The 23,613-nt window shown below is 43.4% G+C and carries 18 protein-coding genes, 2 tRNA genes, 1 pseudogene and 1 riboswitch; of the genes and pseudogenes, 17 read left to right on the top strand and 4 right to left on the bottom strand.

Annotated features, from left to right (window positions below):
- Positions 1–15: 15 nt before the first annotated feature.
- Positions 16–222, bottom strand: a complete 207-nt coding sequence (locus DW642_RS16800; protein WP_117510210.1) for a helix-turn-helix domain-containing protein — start codon at positions 220–222, stop codon at positions 16–18.
- A 446-nt stretch (positions 223–668) separates the two neighbouring features.
- A riboswitch (cyclic di-GMP riboswitch) is annotated at positions 669–744 on the top strand.
- A 99-nt stretch (positions 745–843) separates the two neighbouring features.
- Here DW642_RS16800 and DW642_RS11085 point away from each other — a divergent pair.
- The 4 genes from DW642_RS11085 (at position 844) to DW642_RS11070 (ending at position 8,007) form a co-directional block, all read left to right on the top strand.
- Complete coding sequence (locus tag DW642_RS11085; protein ID WP_117510209.1) at positions 844–2,688, top strand: ABC transporter substrate-binding protein; 1,845 nt, start codon at positions 844–846, stop codon at positions 2,686–2,688.
- A 146-nt stretch (positions 2,689–2,834) separates the two neighbouring features.
- Positions 2,835–4,979: an ATP-binding protein gene (locus DW642_RS11080; RefSeq protein WP_117510208.1), complete on the top strand. Its 2,145-nt coding sequence runs from the start codon at positions 2,835–2,837 to the stop codon at positions 4,977–4,979.
- A gap of 66 nt (positions 4,980–5,045) precedes the next feature.
- Entirely contained in the window at positions 5,046–5,861 is an 816-nt protein-coding gene (locus DW642_RS11075; protein ID WP_117510207.1) for a substrate-binding periplasmic protein, read from the top strand.
- The gene (locus tag DW642_RS11070) at positions 5,845–8,007 is read left to right on the top strand and encodes an ATP-binding protein (protein WP_117510206.1); all 2,163 of its coding nucleotides are present in this window, start codon (positions 5,845–5,847) and stop codon (positions 8,005–8,007) included. Before DW642_RS11075 ends, DW642_RS11070 begins: the two co-directional genes overlap by 17 nt.
- Before the next feature lie 506 nt (positions 8,008–8,513).
- Here the strand turns inward: DW642_RS11070 and DW642_RS11060 are convergent.
- The 3 genes from DW642_RS11060 to DW642_RS11050 are packed head-to-tail and all read right to left on the bottom strand — an operon-like array spanning position 8,514 to position 10,515.
- Positions 8,514–9,461 (bottom strand): TlpA disulfide reductase family protein, encoded by a 948-nt coding sequence (locus tag DW642_RS11060; protein WP_117510204.1) that lies wholly within the window; start codon positions 9,459–9,461, stop codon positions 8,514–8,516.
- A 30-nt stretch (positions 9,462–9,491) separates the two neighbouring features.
- Entirely contained in the window at positions 9,492–10,382 is an 891-nt protein-coding gene (locus DW642_RS11055) for a 4Fe-4S binding protein (RefSeq protein ID WP_117510203.1), read from the bottom strand.
- Positions 10,375–10,515 carry a CD1871A family CXXC motif-containing protein gene (locus DW642_RS11050; RefSeq protein WP_020435933.1) on the bottom strand — a complete coding sequence of 47 codons (141 nt, stop codon included), beginning with the start codon at positions 10,513–10,515 and terminating at the stop codon, positions 10,375–10,377. The genes DW642_RS11055 and DW642_RS11050 overlap by 8 nt, the downstream gene beginning before the upstream one ends.
- Before the next feature lie 144 nt (positions 10,516–10,659).
- Here DW642_RS11050 and DW642_RS11045 point away from each other — a divergent pair.
- From DW642_RS11045 to queA, 13 genes and pseudogenes are all read left to right on the top strand, one after another.
- A pseudogene (locus DW642_RS11045) lies at positions 10,660–10,857 on the top strand (cell filamentation protein Fic); the annotation flags it as partial.
- Positions 10,858–11,176: 319 nt separating this feature from the next.
- Complete coding sequence (locus DW642_RS11040) at positions 11,177–11,380, top strand: hypothetical protein (protein ID WP_147326118.1); 204 nt, start codon at positions 11,177–11,179, stop codon at positions 11,378–11,380.
- On the top strand, positions 11,380–12,294 hold the full coding sequence (locus DW642_RS11035; protein WP_117510202.1) for an ABC transporter ATP-binding protein: 915 nt from the start codon (positions 11,380–11,382) through the stop codon (positions 12,292–12,294). The genes DW642_RS11040 and DW642_RS11035 overlap by 1 nt, the downstream gene beginning before the upstream one ends.
- Positions 12,291–13,190, top strand: coding sequence for an ABC transporter permease (locus DW642_RS11030; protein WP_117510201.1), 900 nt, complete (start codon positions 12,291–12,293; stop codon positions 13,188–13,190). Before DW642_RS11035 ends, DW642_RS11030 begins: the two co-directional genes overlap by 4 nt.
- A 45-nt stretch (positions 13,191–13,235) precedes the next feature.
- Positions 13,236–14,177, top strand: coding sequence for a GNAT family N-acetyltransferase (locus tag DW642_RS16285; RefSeq protein ID WP_242991175.1), 942 nt, complete (start codon positions 13,236–13,238; stop codon positions 14,175–14,177).
- A gap of 257 nt (positions 14,178–14,434) precedes the next feature.
- Entirely contained in the window at positions 14,435–15,829 is a 1,395-nt protein-coding gene (locus DW642_RS11015; protein WP_117510200.1) for an aldehyde dehydrogenase, read from the top strand.
- Between the two features lie 58 nt (positions 15,830–15,887).
- Positions 15,888–16,325 carry a LytTR family DNA-binding domain-containing protein gene (locus tag DW642_RS11010; protein WP_055228234.1) on the top strand — a complete coding sequence of 146 codons (438 nt, stop codon included), beginning with the start codon at positions 15,888–15,890 and terminating at the stop codon, positions 16,323–16,325.
- Between the two features lie 13 nt (positions 16,326–16,338).
- Positions 16,339–16,782 carry a DUF3021 family protein gene (locus DW642_RS11005; RefSeq protein WP_117510199.1) on the top strand — a complete coding sequence of 148 codons (444 nt, stop codon included), beginning with the start codon at positions 16,339–16,341 and terminating at the stop codon, positions 16,780–16,782.
- A 177-nt stretch (positions 16,783–16,959) separates the two neighbouring features.
- Positions 16,960–17,032: transfer RNA gene (locus tag DW642_RS11000), tRNA-Val, on the top strand.
- Between the two features lie 20 nt (positions 17,033–17,052).
- A tRNA-Met gene (locus DW642_RS10995) sits at positions 17,053–17,126 on the top strand.
- Between the two features lie 114 nt (positions 17,127–17,240).
- On the top strand, positions 17,241–18,374 hold the full coding sequence (locus tag DW642_RS10990) for an exonuclease SbcCD subunit D (protein ID WP_117510232.1): 1,134 nt from the start codon (positions 17,241–17,243) through the stop codon (positions 18,372–18,374).
- On the top strand, positions 18,371–22,312 hold the full coding sequence (locus tag DW642_RS10985; RefSeq protein ID WP_117510198.1) for an AAA family ATPase: 3,942 nt from the start codon (positions 18,371–18,373) through the stop codon (positions 22,310–22,312). Before DW642_RS10990 ends, DW642_RS10985 begins: the two co-directional genes overlap by 4 nt.
- Positions 22,313–22,457: 145 nt before the next feature.
- Positions 22,458–23,483 (top strand): tRNA preQ1(34) S-adenosylmethionine ribosyltransferase-isomerase QueA, encoded by a 1,026-nt coding sequence (queA, locus tag DW642_RS10980; RefSeq protein ID WP_117510197.1) that lies wholly within the window; start codon positions 22,458–22,460, stop codon positions 23,481–23,483.
- The last annotated feature ends 130 nt before the right edge of the window (positions 23,484–23,613 follow it).

Below are 23,613 nucleotides of genomic sequence, written 5' to 3'. Positions count from 1 at the left end.
GAACCGGATGCCATTTTATACAAAGCGGCATTCGGTTCTGTTCTTGCGGTATTCCCGTGGGGAGCAGTTCATTTTTTCACGGAAACATTTTCCGAAATAGGACTGCTGGCTGAAGCCGGTCTGCAGGGCGATCTGTCCGATGGGAAGTGTGGTTTCTGTTATCTCCGTGATTTGTTTTCTATGTTTTGGCAATATCTTAATAATTTCTGCAGATATTTTCATATTATTTTTTCGATATAATAAGTATACTTGTTGTAAAAAGGATTGTAAAGGTAGTCCAAATGGACAATAATAGTTTATCACATACAACGTGGAATTGTAAGTACCATATGAACCAGAGCAGGAAAACCTGCCGTCGCTGATCACACTTGAAAAAATATGTGCAGCTTTGGGCGTGACATTATCGCAGTTTTTTCAGGAAGATAATTCAGAGAATCTGACAGAAAAACAGAAAGAAGTTCTAGGGATATGGAACGATCTGAGTACAAATAAGCAGGAAACAGTAATGTCAATGCTGCGTGGACTTCGGAAGTAGGAGAACAGTTCGAGTATATGTATCGGCTGTTCTTTTTTTGTTTTTGAACGTTAAAATGTTAATTTTTTTCTTGTGTATAGTAGAACACTAAAGTATAATAAAATCAGTTTTTTGCATAAGATTAAAGCTATAATAAGGAAATTGGCAAACCAGATGAAAGTCTGGGACGCAAAGCTACAGGGCCTTTAAAATGGCAGCCAGTTGCATAAAATGAGGTGCACTGTCTGTCTGACGGTGCTTTTTTACGGTGTTATTTCATAGACGTAACAATAATGATTTTATCAGGAAAGAATGAGGAAAATAAAAGTATGAAAAAGGCAAAACGTTGTCTGATAGCAGTGGTGTCAGGTGTACTTGTAGCATCTGCTGTCTTGTCTGGATGTGGACAGTCAAAGAAAGAAGTATCTATAAATGATGATCATCTTACCGTTTATCTGTGGGAAAATCGTTTGATGAAAAATATTGCACCCTATATCCATGAACAGTTTCCAGATCAGGATATTGAATTTATTATAGGTAACAATGATACCGATTTATACAGTTATTTTAAAGAACATGATGAATTACCGGATATTATAACAGTACGTCGATTTTCTGGAACAGATGCACAGGACTTACAGCCTTATCTTATGGATTTTGCTTCTTATGATGTTGTTTCCAAGTATTATTCTTATGCGGTGCAATATTATAAGAATGCGGAGGATGAAATCCAGTGGCTGCCAATCTGTGGTATTCCGCAGACGATCATTGCCAACAAAACACTGTTTGATCAGTATGGCGTAAAGATTCCAGAAAATTATGAGGAATATGTACAGGCCTGTCAGCAGTTTTATGATAATGGCATAAAACCGTATTCCATGGATCTTAGGGAAGACTGGTCTAATAATGAAATCATCCAGGCGGCGGCAATCGGTGAGTTTACAAGCCTGGATGGTATTGAATGGCGAAACGGTGCAGAGACTGCAGCGGATGAAGTAAAGTTTGATGATGTATTATGGAAACGTATTTTTTCAGAAACCAGTCAGTTTCTTAAGGACTCGCATTTTGGTAAAGAAGATATCAATATTGATATCAATACAGGAACCCAGATGTTTGTCGAAGGAAAATCAGCAATGTTTCATGGACATCCGACGGTTATGCAGCAGCTGCAGAAACAGATGGATGCGGAGCTGATCCGTATTCCTTACTTTTCACAGACATCGGATGAATCCTATGTGTACATGACTCCGTCCTTAAACATTGCATTTAACAAAAACCTGGAAAAAGACCGGGAGAAACTGGATACTGCGCTGGATGTGCTGGATTGTATGATTTCAGAAGAGGGGCAAAAGCTGATTGCGGATGGAAGCGGTGTTATTTCATTGAATACAGATGTTCCAACCATGATGCAGGATGTGCCTGGACTGGAAGAGGAAATTAATCATAATGCTGTTTATATCCGATATTCCGCCCAAAAATCATTTGATGCAAGTCTTGAGGCTGTTCACGGATTACTGTCAGGGGAAATGGATGAAATACAGGCTTATGATACTTTTCGCAGTGTAATGAATCGTAAAGATCCAGAAGAAAAAGCAACGGTGAATTTTGAAAATGAATATTCCATTTCACTGAACGATAGAAATGGCCGTGATGCAGCATCTTCCATTTTAACTACGATCAGAGAAGAAAATGATGCACAGCTGGCTCTGGCACCATATTATTATTTCACTTCTTCTATGTACAAAGGAGAATGCACCAGCAGCCGGGTTGGCATGATGACAGCGAAGAGTTCAGATACACCATTATATGTTGCAAAAATCAATGGTAAACAGGTTTATGAACTCGTGGAAAATTATCTTGCTGATGCTGATGAGAATTTTTACGTAACCAATAAATACGAATTACCAATTGCATCCGGTATGAAAATGATCGTCAATCAAGAGGAAAGTGGATTTTCGTTAAAGGACTTAACAGTTAATGATAAGAAAATAGACAAAGAAAAGGAATACTCGATTCTTCTTACAGACACCACAATGTCTGTTTTGAAAAAAATAAATCTGAAATGTGAGATTGAGCAGCTTAAAGATACAACATTATCAAGTGCATGGACCGAAGCAATGTCAAATGGACAGCAGCCGTCAGCACCGGAAGACTATATAGAGGTTGAACAGTAAAAGTGGAGATAGAACAAAAGGTAAACAAAAGAAAAAAAATAACAAGGCTGTTGCTTATACTACTTATGATTCTTTTAAGCTTAGTTTGTATCAAGTATCTTATAAGTAAGTCTAATAAGTATATCAGCGAAAATGGAAAAAGCAGTATGGGAGCTGTTGTTGAACAGATACAGCAGACCTATGATCTTCAGGTGAGTGGATACTACAGCCAGCTGCAGTTGGTTGAGGAATTCTTACTTCATGAGAGGGAACTGTCTCTTGAAACGGATACGAACAAAAATTTCTTTGAAGCATGGGAAAAAGAATCGGAAAGTACTCTTATATTCCTTCAGGAAAATGGTCAGGCAATATCAGCAGGTGGAACAAAAATGCGGATTGATATGCCAAGTAAACTTCTGCTGGACTTAAAGAACGGATACAATATTGGAAAACTGGTGCGTCTTGATTATGATCAGAAGAAAAAAGACGGTTATCTGGTTGCGATTCCATGTCAGGAATACACGATCAATGGAGAAACTTATACGGCAATTGGAACTGTGTATGATCATTCGAAACTGGATTCCATGTTAAAATTGAAAGGTTATCATGGAAAAGCATATTTGTTCATGCTGGATCATGACGGAAATATTACGTATACGAACCAGAGTGGAGATAAATACCTGCGTAATTATTCTTTGTTAAAACATTTAAAAGGGGAACAGGCTATTACAGAAGAAGAGGCTGATTTGTTCAAAAAGAAGTTTGATAACAGAGAATCCGGAGTTGCACTTTTGGGAAAACAGAACCCCTATTATCTGGGGTATTGCCCGATAGAAAGCAACAACACCATTTTGGTGTGCATTGTGGCCAAGGGAGTTGTGGACAATGTGCTGATGGATTACCAGAAAACGGTGTTGTTTACAACAATACTCATGGCAGGTTTTATACTTTTACTTTTTGCCGGATTATTCTACAGTATTTCCAGACTTAGTCTTGCAGATCAAAAAGCAGAATATGAAAAAAGAAATAATGAACTTCATTTACAAACAATGAAGGAAATGGAAGTAGTCAATCAAAAACTGAAAAAGGCAAAGAACGTTGCAACAGAGGCTTTACAGACAGCTGAAAATGCAAATAAGGCGAAAACGGATTTCCTGTCTAATATGTCACATGATATTCGCACACCTATGAATGCAATCATTGGTATCACATCTTTGATCAGACATGAAGCAGGTAATAAAGCAAAAGTTATAGAGTATGCAGATAAAATAGATATTTCATCGCAGCATCTGTTGGGAATTATCAATGACGTTCTGGATATGAGCAAGATTGAGGCGGGAAAAACAGTATTCAAGTATTCTGACTTTTCTATTCTGGATCTTGTACAGGAACTTGACACTATATTTCATACTCAAATATATGAAAAGCAGCAGACCCTTACAATCATAAAAGAAAATATTCAACATGAGTGGGTGAATGGGGATCAGGTTCACCTGATACAGATTTTCAGCAACCTGCTTTCCAATGCAGTGAAGTATACCCAGGAAGGTGGGGAAATTCAGTTCTTTGTAGAAGAATGTGAGACAAAGTCATCTGTCTATGCAAAGTACCGTTTCTTAGTTAGCGATAATGGTATGGGAATGTCGGCAGATTTCAAGGATACAATTTTTGATGCGTTTACCCGTGCGGAAAGTTCCCTTACAAATAAAATACAGGGAACCGGACTTGGAATGGCGATTACTAAGAATCTGGTTGAGGCAATGGGAGGTACCATTGATGTGGAGAGTGAATTGGGACAGGGAAGCTGTTTTGAGGTTCTCATGGATCTGAAAATTGCAGAGGATAGAACAGTTGCTCTGGTGACACAAGAAGAAACAGATGAGCAGGATGGTAATATCCTGCAGGGAATGAAATTCCTGTGTGCAGAGGATAATGAGTTGAACGCAGAGATCCTGACGGAACTGTTAAAGATAGCAGGTGCGGAATGTACCATCTGTGAAAATGGTGAAGAGATTTTGAAGGCATTTGAGCAGTCTGCTCCAGGTGATTATGACATGATCCTGATGGATGTGCAGATGCCTGTTATGAATGGCTATGAGGCGACGAGGGCAATCCGCAGAAGTTCCCATGAACTGGCAAAGACGATACCGATCATTGCCATGACTGCCAATGCATTCTCAGAGGACATTCAGCATTCTCTGGCAGCCGGTATGAATGCACATGTTTCAAAACCGGTTGAGATGAAGGTACTGGAAAAGACGATTAGAAGCATAAAATCCGGCGGGGGGGGGTACCGAACCGCAGGTCACTGAACAGTGACAAATGGAAAGTAACCGGACATAAAAGAATCGAAAAGGATAGTTAGGGATAGATAGAAAATGAAAGGAAAAAGAGTGATTGCAGGCATTCTGCTTGCAGGGATTTTAGCAGTCACCCTGGCGGGGTGTAAAAACACAGATAACACGAAAGAAAAAACCGAAAAGCCTGTTATTACCCTCGGCAGCGACAGCTATCCACCATACAATTATCTGAATGAGGATGGTGTACCGACGGGAATCGATGTAGAACTGGCTGCGGAAGCTTTCAAAAGAATGGGATATCAGGTGGAGGTTGTCCAGATCAACTGGGAGAAGAAAAAAGAACTGGTGGAGAGCGGAGAGATTGACTGTATCATGGGCTGCTTTTCCATGGAAGGACGCCTTGACGATTACCGCTGGGCGGGACCATATATAGCAAGCCGTCAGGTGGTTGCTGTAAATGAGAATAGTGATATCTATAAACTGAGTGATCTGGAGGGTAAGAACTTGGCTGTTCAGTCCACAACCAAACCGGAAGGCATCTTTCTGAACCGGACGGATCAGAGAATCCCCAAGCTGGGCAATCTGATCAGTCTGGGACACAGGGAGCTGATCTATACATTTCTTGGGAAAGGATATGTAGATGCAGTCGCCGCACATGAGGAATCTATTGTCCAGTATATGAAGGATTATGATACAAGCTTCCGCATCCTTGAAGAACCTTTGATGGTTGTGGGGATAGGAGTTGCTTTTGCAAAAGAGGATGACAGGGGAATCTGTGAGCAGATGGATCAGACACTGGAAGAAATGCGCCAGGATGGCACATCCCTGAAAATTATTGAAAAATATCTGGATGATCCCCAGAAGTATCTGGAGGTGGATGATCTTGGATATTAAGAGAAAGAAAAAAGAAAAACGAATCCAGCTGATCGGTGGTCTGATTGGAATCTGTGTGGCTGTAGTTTCTCTGTTTTATTTCTTTCATGCGGAGAAAGCGGAAGCAGAGAAAAGAATGGTAGAGATTGTAAATTATGTCAAAGTGCAGTGTTCCACCTACACCCATTATAATGAATCTTCGGAATCCAAAAGTCTTCTCCGTGCGATTGAAAGTGCCAGACAGATGAGTACGAATATCGATATGGAAATAGAAAACGGCGGTCAGCTAAGCCGGGATTTCCTGAAGGAAAACCTGCAGACTCTATGGGTGGATGGTATCATTGTACTGGATGCAGAAGGAAAGACGGACTGTGAATACAGCACGGATGAGTCTCTGGCTAATGAGATTACGGAGTATCTGCAAAAAGAAATTATCATGGATTTTGCCGGATATGAAGAAAGAAGCTATTCGGAACGGTTTACCAGGGAAGATGGATCCTTTATTGACATTGCAGCCTGCGCCAGAAAAGATGCACCGGGTATCGTTGCAATCTATTATTACACATCTCCTGAATTTGCCAGAAACTATACGCTGACGATACAGGGGCTTTTAAATGGTTATAGTATCCAGAAAGATGGAACGATTATCGTTGCAGACGACGGAATCGTTGTTGCCAGCAATAATGAGAGCCTGTTGGGACAGAATACAGCCGACAACGAAGTTGTTCAGGCAATGAAAAAGCATACAGACAGTCAGCATATCTATCATTTTAGGAAGGAAGGAATTGGATGTTATGGAATCATGCTGAAACAGCGTGATTATTATATCTACGCATATCTTCCGGATACGGAAGTGTTTTGTAATCTTCCATTAAGTGTTATAGGTGTTATTTTTCTTTATTTTCTGATGTTCGGCATATTCTGGTTCTGGACATACAGAACCAATCTGGCGCACCGGAAACAAGAATTTGAAAAAGATGAAAAATATAAAGCAGAACTTCTGACAGCAGCAAAAAAGGCAGAAGCCGCCAATGAGGCAAAAACAGAGTTCCTTCATCGTATGAGCCACGATATCAGGACTCCGATTAATGGAATCTACGGTTTGATCAATATGGCAGACCATTATGCAGATGATATGGAGAAGCAGAAGGAATACAGAACAAAGGTTAAAGCGGCATCCAATCTGTTGCTGGAACTGGTAAATGATGTTCTGGACATGAGTAAGCTGGAGTCGGGTGAAGTTGTTCTGGAAGAGAGTCCATTTAATCTGAGCAAAATCTCTGAGGAAGTGCTTGTTGTAATTGAACAGATTGCTGCAGAACAGAATATCCGGATTGTATGGGAGAAAAAAGAAATCATACACCGTGATCTTATTGGAAGTCCGGGGTATGTAAAACGTGTGATGATGAATATCCTGTCCAATGCAGTGAAATATAACAGAGAAAATGGACATATTTATCTTAGCTGCATGGAAATCCCATCCGAACAGCCAGGAATGACGACAATGGAATTTATCTGCCGGGATACAGGAATCGGAATGACTGAGGAGTTCCAGAAACATATTTTTGAACCATTTGCACAGGAACATACAGGAAGCCGCACAAAGTTTGTCGGAACCGGACTGGGAATGGCCATTGCAAGGAAGCTGGTCGAGAAAATGGGTGGAACCATTACTTTTGAAAGTGAAAAAGGCGTAGGGACGACATTTGTGATCCGGGTTCCATTTAAAATAGATCCGGATGCGGATAAACGTGAAGAACAGAAGGAGGTATCCGAAAAATCTATAAAGGGATTGCATATTCTTCTGGCGGAAGATAATGAGCTGAATATGGAAATCGCTGAATTTATGCTTCAGAATGAGGGCGCGGACGTGATTAAAGCGTGGAATGGGCAGGAAGCGGTTGAGCTGTTCAGAAAAAGTGAACCCGGTGAATTTGATGTCATTCTTATGGACATTATGATGCCGGTAATGAATGGTTATGAAGCCACAAAGATGATCAGGTCTCTGGACAGAGAGGAAGCAAAGGAGGTACCGATCATTGCAATGACAGCAAATGCCTTCACGGAGGACAGAATAAGAGCAAAAGAAGCAGGAATGGATGAACATGTTGCTAAGCCTGTTGATGTGGAATTACTGATAAAAGTAATTCATAAATTGGTGAAATAAAAGATATTATAAGAAAGTTATAAAATTGTAGAAAAGCGTCAAAAGAGTTATGAAGAACGTATCCTGAGAGACATTCAGAATGGAATTACACTGGAAACACTTATGGCAAACATAAGAAAACTCCAGAAGAAAAAGCAGCTGTTGCGATACAAAAGAAGCAGCAGAGGCGAGCAAGACGGAAAAAAGAAACAAGTGATAATCTGGCTAAAGAAGAAATCTTGCAAGATGACAGATTTTTCTTTATTGCCGGTTACACCTCCGGAGGTGCACCGTATGGTGTCACCTGGGAGGAAATGGGTCTGAAACCTTGGGAAGATTTGGAAGAGAATAAGTGAGATGTTCAGTGAAATCTTATTTATCTCTTGTGACTGAAACAGGTTCCCGTTTTGCCGGAAGTAAGTCAGAACTGATTTCAGGAGCATCGAGCAGTGCAGTGAAATTCTGCTGAATGTTAGGGAGCAGTTACTGCAAACAGTAACTGCCCCCTAACTAGGATATTTATGTAATTATTTCTGGTCCAGTACGGACTGAATCTGCTTCATCAGCTGATCGTAGTTTGACTGATCGTCAATGCCACCCATGAAAGGTTCCCCAACGATATTTCCGTCTTTATCTACAAGAACGGTTGTAGGAAATGCCATGATGTTTCCTTTTCCAGCATAGTTTCCAACTGTTGAATTAGAATCGAAAGTCAGGTTCTTGTAGGAAGCGCCCTGAGCTTTCAGGATTTCTTTTGCCTCTTTGATTCCGGCTTCATTGTTGTCTAAAGTATCCATGTTGATACCAACAACTTCGCCACCCATTTCTTTGAGTTTCTCATTTAATTCATTCAGCTTAGAGAGCTCTCCGACACATGGCTTGCATCCACTGAACCAGAAATTTACAACTGTAACTTTATTTTTAGCGAAAAGACTGTCATCTACATCGTTTCCATCCAGATCTTTTCCTTTGAAACCTTTGAATACAGCTGTGGATTCGTTTGATTTGGAGGAAGAGCTGTCAGAGGAATCGGATGCAGCAATCTCTTTCTCAAGCTTGGCAATTTCTTCTTCAATTCCGCGGATTGTCTCGATGTCTTTGCACAGAGTTTCATATTCTTCTTTAGAGAAAGAGTCTTTGTTAGATTCCACTGTGCTTGCGAGGGTATCAGCATAGTTTCCGCTCTTGTCATCACCGGCAGCGTTCTTGTTCATAAGACCAAAGGCTTTGTCCCATGCATCTTTGTGATCAGCAAAAAGCTGGTTTTCCTGCTGGTAAAGGTCATCCCGTTTTTTGTTCAGCTCGTCTGCGCTGCCCGTTTCTGTTGTGGAAGAAGATTCCTGTTTTGTGTTTGTATTGTCTGTTGAGGAGGAATTTCCGCAGCCTGTAAACGCAAAAAGTACAGAAATGGCAAGGGATGCAGCAATTACCTTTTTTAATTTCATTGAGTTTGTTCTAAGTGTTTTGTTTTTCATGATTTTAAATCTCCTTTAAATTACGTTTTATTAGTTTTTATTTTCAGCCTGTTTCTTAGTTGAAAATCCGTAATGATAGCAGATTGCATCAGTCGGGCAGGCTTTCATACATTCTCCGCATCGGATACACTCCGGATGGTTTGGTGTGTCTACTACATTGACATCCATCTTACAGACACGACTACATTTCTGGCAGCCAACACATTTCTCATGATCAACCTGAATCTTAAGAAAAGATACCTTGTTAAACAGTGAGTAAATAGCACCCAGCGGGCAGATCCATTTACAAAATGGACGGTAAAACAAGATGCTCAGGATGATGAAAAGCGCAAGGACTGTGAACTTAAATGTAAATAAATGTCCGAGTGCGGCACGGATTCCTGAGTTGGCAAGTGACAGTGGAATTGCGCCTTCAAGTACGCCTTGTGGGCAAATGTATTTGCAGAAGAAAGGATCTCCCATACCAAGTGAATTGGTTACAAATGCCGGAAGTAGTATAACAAAGACGACCAGAATCACATATTTCAGATACCGCAGAGGCTTCAGTTTTGCGGTGGAAAGTTTCTTGCCCGGAATCTTATGCAGCAGATCCTGGAACCATCCAAACGGACAGAGAAATCCACAGATAAACCGCCCTAACAGAACACCTAACAGGATGAAAAATCCGGTGATGTAGTAGGTAAATTTGAATTTTGAAGAACCGACCACGGCTTGAAAAGCTCCAATCGGACAGGCACCTGTGGCGGCAGGACAAGAGTAACAGTTTAGTCCCGGGACGCACATCGTTTTTACATTTCCCTGATAAATTTTCCCTTTAAACAGATTCGGGATGTGAATGTTGGTCAGCAGTGTAGCAGCTGCCTGAATCCATCCGCGGAAGCGGGCCAGAAAGTTTTTGTTTGATTTCATTTTCTTATCCAATTCCTACACACTCCATACATAATTTTATTGCCTTGCTAAGAACAACCGCTGCTTCTCCGCGGAAGATCCCGACAAGGAAAAACACCAGACCGGCTGCAAGTAAAAGAATCTGTGTTGCTTTTTCAGATTTCATTAAAATACTCCTTTCAATGTTCAAAGTCCGTTTATTGACCTTTCGATGTTTGCATTGTACAATAGAGGGTGTAAAATTCCTGTTAAGAAAATGGAGAAAAATAAATTGAGAGTATTAGTTGTTGAAGATGAGAAGAAATTATGTGTAGGCCGATTGCTTATGTTCAAGGAATGCCTGAAGTACAATATCGTTCCGTTCATGATCGAAGAGGATCTGAAGATGTTTTATTATCGTGGTCTGAAAGAATGGAACAATGAAAAAGGTTATCTGATGGATACCTGTCTGACAGCGCAGGATCGGTATAAGGAATATTTAGACTATTTTAGGATTTCGTATTCATAACTCATTTTGAGAAGAGGAATGTTGAAAAGATGGAAGGACAACAGATCAAAGATGAAGTATTAAGATAAGCGGGAATTCATGACGTGGAGTTTCAAGTGATTAAAAAATTTATGAAAATGAATAAGTGGAAAGTTGCATGTCCATTGACATGGCTTTCCACTTATTTTTATGAATTCCTATGCGCCAGACGAGCAGACAACAGAAATTGGCATCTTACCCGCGAATTTCTGCATTTCACATCATGCAGACTGGACGAATGCTGTAAAATCATATATAAAAGAAATAGGAATAACTGGGGGTGAGATGGATGAAATGTGAGGTGGAACAGATTGATCCAAAGCAGGAAGAACATGTTATGGTATATTGCCACAACAGGGAAGCATCCTGGGTGCAGAATGTTCGGGAAGCTGTATTTGGACAAACATCGGTATGTGGATATAAAAATCACGTTTTGTATCAATTGAAATTGTCTGATATTTTTTATGTGGAACAGCAAAGAAATCAAAGGAGAGGGCAGGCGTAATGGAAACAGATATGATTAAAATCACTCATTTAAAGAAAAGCTTTGGTGATGTAAAAGCAGTCAATGATCTGAGTTTTCAGGTGAAAAAAGGAGAGTTCTTTGCATTCCTTGGTGTAAACGGGGCAGGGAAGAGCACAACGATTTCGATCATCTGCGGGCAGCTTCGCAAAGACAGCGGAACGGTTCAGATCCAGGGCACAGATCTGGATAAGATCGGAAGGAAAGTTGGAACAATGCTTGGCGTGGTATTTCAGGACAGTGTGCTGGACAAGCCACTTACCGTCAGGGAAAATCTGAAAAACAGAGCAGCGCTTTATGGAATAACAGGAAAAGCGTTTGAAAAAAGATTGCGGGAACTGGTGGAGATTTTTGATTTCGGAGATTATCTGAACCGGCCGGTCGGAAAACTGTCCGGCGGACAGAGAAGAAGAATTGATATTGCAAGAGCCTTGCTGCATCGGCCCGAACTTCTGATTTTAGATGAACCAACGACAGGACTTGACCCACAGACGCGGCTTTTGATCTGGGATATCATTGAAAAACTTCGAGTGGAAGAAAAGCTGACAGTTTTTCTGACTACGCACTACATGGAAGAAGCTGCAAATGCCGGTTATGTGGTGATTCTGGATAAAGGAAGCATCGTGGCAGAAGGAACTCCTTTTGAGCTGAAAAATGAGTATGTGCAGGACACTATGTCTGTTTATGGTGTGACAGGAGAAGAAATCAAAACACTGGGCAGAGAGTATAAAAAGATCCGGGATGGCTATCAGTTAAAAGTAAAAAATACCGCAGAGGCTACCCGGCTGATCGTGGAACATCAGGAAATATTCCGTGATTATGAAGTGGTAAAGGGCAGAATGGATGATGTATTTCTTGCTGTAACCGGAAAAACATTGGGAGGTGAGCACAGATGAAGGCAGTATTTGCACTTATAAGTCGAAACAGAAAATTGTTTTTTAAAGACAGAGGAATGTTTTTTTCGGCTTTAATTACTCCGGGAATTCTGATTTTGCTGTATGCTACATTTCTGGCAAACGTATACAGAGATTCCTTTGTGTCCGCGATCCCGGACATGATTACAATCTCAGACAAACTGGTCGATGGAACGGTGGCCGCACAGCTTGCCGCGGCTCTTCTGGCAGTCAGCTGTGTGACTGTGACATTCTGCGTGAATCTTACGATGGTACAGGACCGGGCAAACGGAACAAGGAAAGATTTTAATGTATCGCCAATCAGCAAAGCACAGCTTTATCTTGGGTATTTTTTATCTACTGTAGTCAATTCCCTGCTGGTGAATGGGCTTGCGCTTGTATTATGCCTTGGCTATATGTACAAAATGGGCTGGTATATGAGCGCTGTAGATGTATTCTGGGTTCTTCTCGATGAAATTTTACTGGTACTCTTTGGAAGCACGTTGTCAAGCATCGTCAGTTTTCCACTGACAACCCAGGGTCAGTTATCCGCAGTGGGAACGATCGTAAGTGCCGGGTATGGATTTTTATGCGGAGCTTACATGCCGATTTCAAATTTCGGCAGCGGCCTGCAGAAAGTACTGTCGTATCTGCCAAGTACCTACGGAACTTCTCTGTTGAAAAATCATATGCTCCGTGGAATCTTCGAAGAGATGGAGAACAATCAGCTGCCAGAAGAAATGATTACTGCGATTCGTGATACACTGGATTGTAACCCGAAGTTCCAGGGGTCTGTAGTAAGTGTAAATCAGATGGTGATGCTTATGGTTGGATGTGTTGTGGTATTTGGAATTATTTTTTTGTGCATGACAGCTCTTCCGGAGAAAGATGGGAAATAATCGCAGAATTGCGGAACACAGGAACAGAAGGAGATGAGAGGATTTATGGTACATTTGAAAAAAATCACAGAGGACAATTTCCTGGATGCATTCAACCTGCGCCTGGCCAAAGGGCAGGAATCATATGTTTCCCATCCCGTCCGAAGTCTGGCACAGGCATACGTTTACCGGGATCAGTGTCAGCCATTTGGAATTTATAATGAGGATAAAATGGTCGGTTATGTGATGGTCGTCTACGATTATGATATCCCGGAATATGATATCTGGCATATGATGATCGATGCTTCCTCGCAGGGAAAAGGATATGGAAGTGCTGCTCTTACTCAGGTGATCGATTACATTGAAACAAAACCGTTTGGTGATTCTGACAGAGTGACACTCACCTGCAAGCAGGAGAACCAGATTGCATTAAAGCTTTATCATAGAGCCGGGTTTGTGGAAACTGGGGTGGAAGAGGATGGAGAGATAGAACTTTCGCAAATATTAGGAAAAAAATTTGTGAATGCGGAAGAAAAAAGCAACGAAGTGACGATCCGCAGGGCCAAAAGCAATGATTTATCAAGAATCGCTGAAATATTTGTTCTTAACAACAGAATCCACTATTTTCCGATTTTTCAGGATCCGGAATATTCTTTCAGCGAATTGCAGGTGGTTTCTGCGATCAATCATTACTTTGGAAAAGAAGAGGTACTGTCTCATACGTATGTCTTTGATGACGGACTCATCAAAGGTTTTATCCAGATTGAGGAAAAAGAAATCGTAAAACTGTATGTGGATCCATTTTTTCAAAAAGCAGGAATCGGTCATGCGCTCATTCAATTTGCGATGGAAGATAAGGATGCGGCGTATGTATGGGCACTGGAAAAGAATATAGGAGCGATTTCTTTCTATAAAAGACATGGATTTTGTCTGACGGGGAAGAAAAAGTATGAGGAAGGCACTACGGAATATCTGGTAAAATTAGCTTTGAAAAATTATGAAAGTTAAAAAATTGTCAGACACGAATTTAAGTTTACATTTTAGGGAAGTAAGCAGGAGAGTGGATTGCGAATATCCGCTTGTCAGTAACAAATAGAGAGCTGCCAATTCTGAAGAAAAATAATTCAGAGTTGGCGGCTTTTCTTATTTCTTTGGGATAAATGCTGTTTTCGGATAAGAATATATGATATGCTATCGAATAGCGATGGAATGTACCAGAGCGTGCCCCAAAATCATTTCTGCCGCTTTGAGAAAAGGAGAATGGAATGGAAAAATTAATGCTCGAAACACTTATGGAACAGCAAAGAGAGTATTTTGCATCTGGAGCCACATTGCCTGTGAAGGTGCGGATGGAGGCTTTGAGCAGATTGGAAAAGGCCTTGCAAAAACAGGAGCAGATCCTCTGCAAAGCGCTGCATACGGATCTTGGAAAGAGCAAGACGGAGAGTGTGATGTGTGAGATTGGACTGGTGCAGGGGGAAATCCGCTGGATGAAGCAGCACTTAGGGCGGCTTTGCAGAACAAAACATGTCAGAACACCGCTGGCGCAGTTCGCTGCAAAAAGTTATCAAAGCCCTTCTCCTTATGGCAATGTGCTGATTATGAGCCCGTGGAATTACCCTGTTCTGCTGACGTTAGAACCGCTGGTAGATGCCATTGCGGCAGGAAATACTGCGGTGGTAAAGCCAAGTGCTTATGCACCGGTCAGTGCAAATGCCCTGAAAGATCTGTTAGAAGAATGTTTTCCACCGGAATATGTTGCCGTTGTTTTAGGCGGACGGGAGGAAAATCAGGCACTTTTACAGGAAAAATTTGATAAGATTTTTTTCACAGGAAGTGCAGCGGTCGGAAAGCAGGTCATGGAAAGTGCTGCAAGACATCTGACGCCCGTGACACTGGAACTTGGCGGAAAAAGCCCATGCATTGTAGAAAAAAGCAGTAAGATCCGGCTTGCGGCAAGACGAATTGTCTTTGGAAAGTTTATCAACTGCGGACAGACCTGTGTGGCTCCCGACTATATTCTCTGTGATGCATCGGTGCATGACGAACTCGTGGAAGCGCTCCGGCAGGAAATCAGGAAACAGTTTGGAGATCCACTTTTCAATTCAGAGTATGGAAAGATCATTAACGAAAAGCATTTTGACCGTCTGCTTGGTCTGATAGATCAGGATAAAGTGGTCTGTGGTGGAAATTTTGACAGGAAAGATCTGCGGATCGAACCTACTGTGTTGGATCACGTAGAATGGGAAGATGCGGTCATGCAGGAGGAGATTTTTGGTCCCATCCTGCCAGTATTGACGTATGAAAAACTTGAGGATGCACTCTCCTGGATCAATCAACGCCCCAAACCGCTTGCCCTGTACTGCTTTACGGAAAACAAAAAGGTGAAGAAAACGGTTCTGGAGATGTGCCGGTTTGGCGGTGGCTGCATCAACGACACACTGATTCATCTTGCTACCAGTGAGATGCCGTTTGGCGGTGTAGGAGAAAGCGGTATGGGCGGCTATCACGGTGAGGCCGGATTTGCGGAATTCACACATAAGCGCAGCATCGTGGATAAAAAGACATGGATGGATTTTCCGATCCGCTATCAGCCGTATACAGCAAAAAAGTTGAAACTGATTCGAAAATTTTTATACAGCATACCATACAAGGGATAGACATCTCCAAGAAAATCCGATATAAAAGAGGATAGGGAAAAGAAAAGAGGGGACTAATGTGAAGATAACGATCATCAATCCATTTCCGGACGAAGAGGAAGAAATCATCATCAAATGCCGTGTGCTGACGGAGGACATCAACCATCTGATCTGCAAACTGAAAAACGGGGATCGGAAAATTACGGGATACGATGCAAAAGGAATTACTCTTCTGGCACTTCCGGATATTTTTTATTTTGAGGCAACGGACAATAAGGTTTTTGCCTATGGACAAAAGAATGTTTATGAAGTTAAAGAAAAACTGTATCAGTTAGAAGAACAGCTGGTGTCTTTTCCATTTATGCGGGCCTCCAAATCCATGATTCTAAATCTGGACAAAATCCGGCATTTGTCGCCTGCTTTTGGCGGCAGATTTGAAGCGTTACTCGAAAATGAGGAAAAAGTGGTTATTTCCCGGCAGTATGTGCCGGTTCTGAAAGAACGACTGGGATTGTAGGGAGGCGAAAACAATGATGAATAAAATAAAAATTCTTGCAAATATTTTTTCGAAAATTACCGTGTGCGTTCTGCTTGCGTCCGCGATCTATATTACTGTGATGTGCGGTCTGGATGCCCAGATCAGTGTCATGATTCTCTGGCAGATTCTTCTGGTTTCCGCTGTATGCTCCATCCCGATTCTGATGTACCCGGATGAGGAAGGAAAAGAAGTATCCAAACAGGGCATGATTGCACGGCAGATCATCTATTTTATCTATGTCAATTGTGCTGCCCTGGGACTTGGCAGAGCGTTCGGATGGTTTTACTTCAGCAAAGCTAAAATGGTCGTGCTGATGGAGGTTTTGGTTATTGGAGTTTATGTTACGGTGAATCTGATCGTATATGTAAATGACCATATGGTGGCGGAAAGCATGAACCAGAAACTGGAAGAGATGAGAAAGCGGAAAGATGCATAGAAAAAATAACTTTGGATAGTTAAAGACAGCGTATGCCGGAAGGACATGAAATCGCTGGTATTGTAGAAACAAAAGAAAAAATTTGAAAAATTTCAAAAAATATCGTTGACAAACAGAACAAAGCGTGCTAATATACATATTGTCAGCAGGACGTAAGAACTGCTAGAAAACAGATATGGGGTCTTAGCTCAGCTGGGAGAGCATCTGCCTTACAAGCAGAGGGTCACAGGTTCGAGCCCTGTAGGCCCCATACTTCTAAAAATATAGTATGGCGAGATAGCTCAGTTGGCTAGAGCACGCGGTTCATACCCGCGGTGTCGAGGGTTCGAATCCCCCTCTCGCTACGAAAGAGAGAGCTCCTGCGAAAGCAGGGGCTTTTGTTGTTTTACGTTCGGAGGGGGCTGCCAGTGGCGGGCCCGGCAGATTACAATACCATGGAAAATGACAGGGAGGCGCTTATGAAATTATTCCACTTATCCGATCTCCACATCGGAAAGCGAGTCAATGAATTTTCGATGATCGAGGATCAGAAGTACATTTTGTCGCAGATTCTGCATGCTGCAAAAAGAGAGAGACCAGATGGCGTACTGCTTTCCGGAGATATTTACGACAGTACGATTCCAAGTGCAGAAGCGGTTCAGGTTTTTGACGCGTTTCTGACAGAGCTTTCCACCAATCGGATTCTCACTTTTATTATCAGTGGAAACCATGATTCCGCCGAGCGTCTGGCATTTGGATCCAGCCTGATGGGAAAAAGCGGGATATATTTTTCAAAGGTATACAATGGAACGATAGAGAAAATTCCGCTGCAGGATGCGTATGGCACGGTGTGGATTCATCTGCTTCCGTTTTTACGGCCTGCGGTGGTGCGTCATGCCCTGCCGGAGCGTGCGGAAGAAGTAATGTGTACAGCGGATGCAGTTCGGATTGCACTGGAACAGGATCTGGTTGATGAACAGGATCGAAATGTGATTCTGGCCCATCAGTTCGTAACCGGGGCAAAACGATGTGATGCAGAAGAACTGCAGGTTGGCGACTTGGATCAGATTCCGGCAGAATTGTTTGAAAAGTTTGATTATGCTGCACTGGGGCACATCCACAGCCCACAGAAGGTGGAAAGAGACACGGTTCGCTATTGCGGTTCGCCGCTGAAATATTCTTTTTCGGAAGCAGGACAGGAAAAAACGATTACGGTGATCGAATTAAAAGAAAAAGGAACGGTGGAGCTTAGAACAATTCCATTAAAGCCCTTGCACGATCTCAGGAAAATCCGGGGGACGTATCTGGAAGTCACGGCAAAAAGATTTTATGAGAACAGCGACTGCGAGGATTACCTTCTGGTGACGTTGACGGATGAAGAAGATGTGCCGGATGGAATGGCAAAACTCCGAACGATCTATCCGAACCTGATGCGCCTGGAGTACGATAACAAAAGAACCCGGTCTGCTGCAGACATTGGCACGGCGGAACGAGTGGAGGAAAAATCAGAACTGGAACTGTTCCGGGAATTTTATGAATTACAGAATAATCAGAGCATGACCGCACAGCAGAAAGCGCTGGTGGAAGAATTGTTACGGGGGATGAAGGCATGAAACCAAAGAAATTAGTCATCAGTGCATTCGGACCGTATGCGGACCGGATAGAACTTGATTTTGACCGGCTGGGCGGCGGTCTGTATCTGATTACGGGGGACACCGGCGCTGGAAAAACAACGATTTTTGATGCCATCACGTTTGCGCTTTACGGGGAAGCGAGCGGTGAAATCCGGAAAGGCGAAATGTTCCGCAGTAAGTATGCAAAACCGGAGGTGCGTACCTTCGTAGAGCTTACGTTTACGTATCAGGGAAAGGACTATACGGTAAAGAGAAACCCGGAATATCTGCGCCCGAAGGACCGCGGACAGGGCATGACGATGGAGAAAGCGAATGCAGAACTGATTTTTCCGGATGAGCGGCAGCCGGTTACGAAAACTTCGGAAGTGACAAAGAAAGTGACAGAACTTCTCGGGCTGGATCAGCGTCAGTTCCGACAGATTGCGATGATTGCGCAGGGAGATTTCCAGAAGCTTCTGCTGACAGGAACAGCGGATCGGAGTGAAATTTTCCGGAAAATGTTTCACACAGAGATTTATCAGGAGCTGCAGAAGCGTCTGCGGGAAGCAGCAAAGGAGTGCTGGAAAATATACGATGAAAAGAAACGCAGCATCAGCCAGTATCTGGAAAATGTTGTCTGCCCGGAAGAGGCAGAATGGAAAACAGAGTTTGACCGGCTGAAGAAAAATAAATTCGACGGCCAGGTTATGCGCGGTATGGAACTGCTTGCACGCTGCATCGAATGGGACGATGAGAAATTAAAGGCGCTGCAAGACGAGCAGAGTACGCTAAATGAAGAGATCGAAAAGAAAAACCAGCTTTTGGGAAAAATAAAAGAGCGACAGACGAGACAAAAAGAGAAAGAGCAGAAAGAAAAAGAATGGGAGACTCTGCTTCCGAAGGAAGAAGAAAAGAAAAAGAGAAGTGAGCAGGCAGAGAAAGAGGCAGAGATTTGTAAGCAGTTGGAAGAGCAGATTCGGGAAGAAAAAGTGTGTCTGGAACTGCTGCGAAAAGTGCAGCAGGAGCAAAGTGCAATGACACAGCTGCAAAAGGAACTGCAGGCAGCAACAGAAGCAAAAGAACAGCTTCAGACAGAGCAGGAGCGTGCAAAAAAAGTCCTGGAACAGAAGAAAGCACGGGAAGAACGTCTCTCTGATGCGGAGGTGAAACTTGCACGGACGGAACAAAAAGAAGCGTATGCCGCAGAGCAGATACAGCAGATGGAAGCATACTGCGAGACAATTGCAGGCGCAGTCAAAGAGGAAACGGCAAACAAAGAAGAGGAAAGCGTTCTTTGTAAAAAAATAAAAGAAACAGAGGAGACAGCGGCCAGGGCAGCCGAAGAGGCAGAAAGGCTGGCCGGGCAGGATCAGGTCTGCGAAAAACTGCTGGATGAAAAGAAAAATCTGGAACAGAAAATCCACACTTTAGAAGAAACGAAAAAACAGCTGGAGAGAACGACGGCTGAAAGGACGCAGATTGCCGCGCAGGTGACACAACTGCGAAAGGAAGAAGAGAACTTACAGGCGGATATCGCGACAACGGCAGAACATCTGGCCGAAAGAGACGGAGCCGCGCTGCTGCAGGAAAAATACCACCAGAAGCTGGAAACGCTGGAAAATCTGCTGGAAAGCTGGGAGCAGGGACGCAAAGAACTGGAAGAAAAGCAAGGTGCATACCAGCGTGAAATCAAAAAGAGAGATGCTTTACGGGAAACATATCAGGCGATGGAATCTTTATTTCTGGATGCACAGGCGGGAATTCTGGCAGAAAAACTGACAGAGGGAGAACCATGCCCGGTCTGCGGCGCTATTCATCATCCGCAGCCTGCCAGACGAGCAGAACATACGCCAGATAAAGAAACGCTGGATCACAAGAAAGAAGAACTTCGGATGCAGGAGGAAGCAGCTGCGGGACAAAGCGAGGCTGCGGGCAGCTGCCGCAGACAGGTAAAGGAAAAACGTGCACAGCTAACGGAATGGCTGTTAAGAGAACTGCCCGAGAGTCAGAAAGAACACGAACAGAAGCGACTTTCACAGATGCCGGATGTTTTATTTCAACAGGAAGCGGTCGAGAAGGCAGAGCAGCTTCGGAAGGAAGAAGAAACACAGAAAGTACGTCAGATGGAATATGCGGAACTGGAAAAAAGACAGACAGAACGGCAGAAAAGACTGGAAAGCATAAAAAAGACCATTGCAGCGGAACAGACACAGCTTGGCCGGGCAGAAGGAACCAAAAGAGCACTGGAAGAACAGTTGGAAAAAGAAATTGCGGAGGCGCAAAAAACGACTGCTTTTATGGAGAAAAAGAATCCTGCGCAAAGAAAGGGTCCGGGGGAGAGCGAGGACAGAAACTCCCTGGCTGATCAGATTGCCCAGGTGATTTCCTTCCGGAAAAACAGACAGAAACAGTGTGAGGGAGAGATTGCTGCCACGCGGGCAAAGGTGAGCCGCCGTGCAGAATGTATCGCACGGCAGAAAAAAGCGGAAGCTGAGCGGAAAGAGGATCATGAGCGGCTGCAGAAGGTGCGGAGCCGTCTTGAAGTACTGCAAAGCGATCGGAAGAGATGGAAGGAACAAGAAGAGAAACTGCTGGAAAATCTGGAAGAGCAGAGAGCGATCTGGGCAGAACAGGATCAGCAGAAAACAGGAGCGAAATCCGAAGGCAGGCCTGGAGATGGGAAGGAGCAGCTGAAGGATCTGGTAAGTGCAGAAACGGTGAAAAAACAGATAAATGAATTTACGGGATCGGAAATCGCAGAAAAACTTGCAGATGCGGAAAGAGAACTGTGGATTCGGTCTGTATGGGAACAGCACTGGCTGAAACAAAAGCGAAAAGAACTGACAGAACAGAAACAATGTATTCTTGCAGAACAGGAGGAACTGAAAAAGATCCGACAGGAAATCCAGGAAGAAACACAGAAAACGGAGCAAAGAGAACAGGAAATTCGCAAAAAAGAGCTGCGGGAAACGGAACAAAAGGCTGAAAGAAAAGCACTGCTGGAAAAGATCCGGGAAAAAGAGGCGCAGCTTGCGGGAAAAGAAGAAACAGAACTTCTGGAACATATTGCAGCCTGGGAAGCACAGAAAGAACGGCTGGAAGAAGCACAGAAAACAGCAAAAGAGGAACTGGATGCCATACAGAAAAAACTGACGGAAGTACAGGCGGCGCTTACGGCGATTCAGGCGTTAGAAACAGCGGATTCACAGGAACAGCCGCTCCCGTCAGAAATAGAATTACAGGAAGATTTAAGGGGACTTTCCGAACAGAAACAGGTTCTGGATCAGCGTTATAACGAGCAGTATCACGCGGCAAATACGAATCAGAACACATATGATGCCATTCGGAATCAGCAAAGTCAGATGCAGACCGTGGAAGAAGAGTACAAATGGGTCAATGCGCTTGCGGATACCGCATGTGGAAATGTGAGCGGAAAGCAAAAGATTGAACTGGAAACGTATGTGCAGATGGCGTATTTTGACCGGATTCTGCGAAAAGCCAATGTGCGTTTCCTGACGATGAGCCAGGGACAGTATGAGCTGAAACGGCAGGAAGACGGCACGAATAAGAAAGAAAAAGCCGGATTGGAACTGAATGTGATTGACCATTATAACGGAACGGAGCGGAGTGTCCGCACGCTCTCCGGCGGCGAATCGTTTCAGGCATCGCTTTCGCTGGCACTTGGCCTGTCAGATGAAATTCAGTCGTATGCAGGAGGAATCCGGTTAGATTCCATGTTTGTGGACGAAGGTTTTGGTTCTCTCGATGAAGAGTCCCTGAATCAGGCGGTGAAAGCACTGGAAGGTCTGGCGGATGGAAACTGTCTGGTCGGAATTATTTCTCATGTGCCCAAGTTAAAAGAGCGGATTGAGAAAAAAATCATTGTGACGAAAAATCGAAGCCGGGATGGTGTAGGAAGCCGGGCAGTGATCGAGTAGACCACACAGGAGATGATTGGGATTCGAGAGAATTCCTTGTCAGAAAGTACGGAAAATGCTATAATGGATCCGTTGGGCAAAAAAAGTTGAATGAACAGAGCAAATCCGGCGAATCATGCCGGCTGCCATAGAATGGAGGAAACAAATGAAAACATCAGATTTTTATTATGATCTGCCAAAAGAACTGATTGCACAGGATCCATTGGAAGACCGCAGCGCTTCCCGCCTGATGCATCTGGATAAAACGACAGGTGAATATAAGCATGGTCATTTCCGTGATATTCTGCAGTATCTGAAACCAGGCGACTGTCTGGTTATCAATGATACGAAGGTAATTCCGGCGCGTCTTTATGGTTCCAAGGTCGGAACGGATGCAGCAATTGAGATTCTTCTTTTAAAGAGAAAAGAAAATGACATCTGGGAAACGCTGGTAAAACCGGGCAAAAAATGCAAGGTCGGAACCGTAATATCCTTTGGAGACGGAATTCTGACAGGCGAAGTAGTCGATATCGTGGATGAAGGAAACCGCCTGATCCAGTTCCGCTATGAAGGCATTTTTGAAGAAATTCTGGATCAGCTTGGTGAAATGCCGCTGCCGCCATATATCACACATAAACTGCAGGACAAGAACCGTTATCAGACGGTATACGCAAAACACGAAGGCTCCGCAGCAGCTCCGACCGCAGGACTGCACTTTACAAAAGAGCTTCTGCAGCAGGTACAGGATGCCGGTGTAAAGATCGCCCATGTAACCCTGCATGTCGGCCTTGGCACCTTCCGTCCGGTGAAAGTGGAGGATGTCACCCAGCATCACATGCACTCTGAGTTCTATGTGGTAGAAGAAGATCAGGCAAAACTGATCAACGATACGAAAGCAGCAGGCGGCCGTGTGATCGCAGTCGGAACAACGAGCTGCCGTACTCTGGAGTCGGCAACCGGCGAGGACGGCATTTTAAAAGCCGGAAGCGGCTGGACCGAGATCTTTATCTATCCGGGTTACCGCTTCAAGATGATCGACGGACTGATCACCAATTTCCATCTGCCGGAGTCCACACTGGTGATGCTGGTATCGGCACTGGCTGGAAAAGAGCATATTATGGCAGCTTATGAAGAGGCTGTAAGAGAAAAATACCGCTTTTTCTCCTTCGGCGATGCCATGATGATTGAATAAAAAATTCGTTTATGACAAAAATACGATGCTGAAAGAAAACGACCATATAGGAACACCCGTGAAGCCCTATATGGTCGTTTTTTTCTCTGCGAATCTTCTAAATCTTTCTTTTTCCCTGCCGAAAAACAGA

Source organism: Blautia sp. AM23-13AC, from assembly GCF_003435675.1.
Lineage (GTDB): Bacteria > Bacillota > Clostridia > Lachnospirales > Lachnospiraceae > Fusicatenibacter > Fusicatenibacter saccharivorans.
This window is presented reverse-complemented; position numbering and strand designations above follow the sequence as displayed.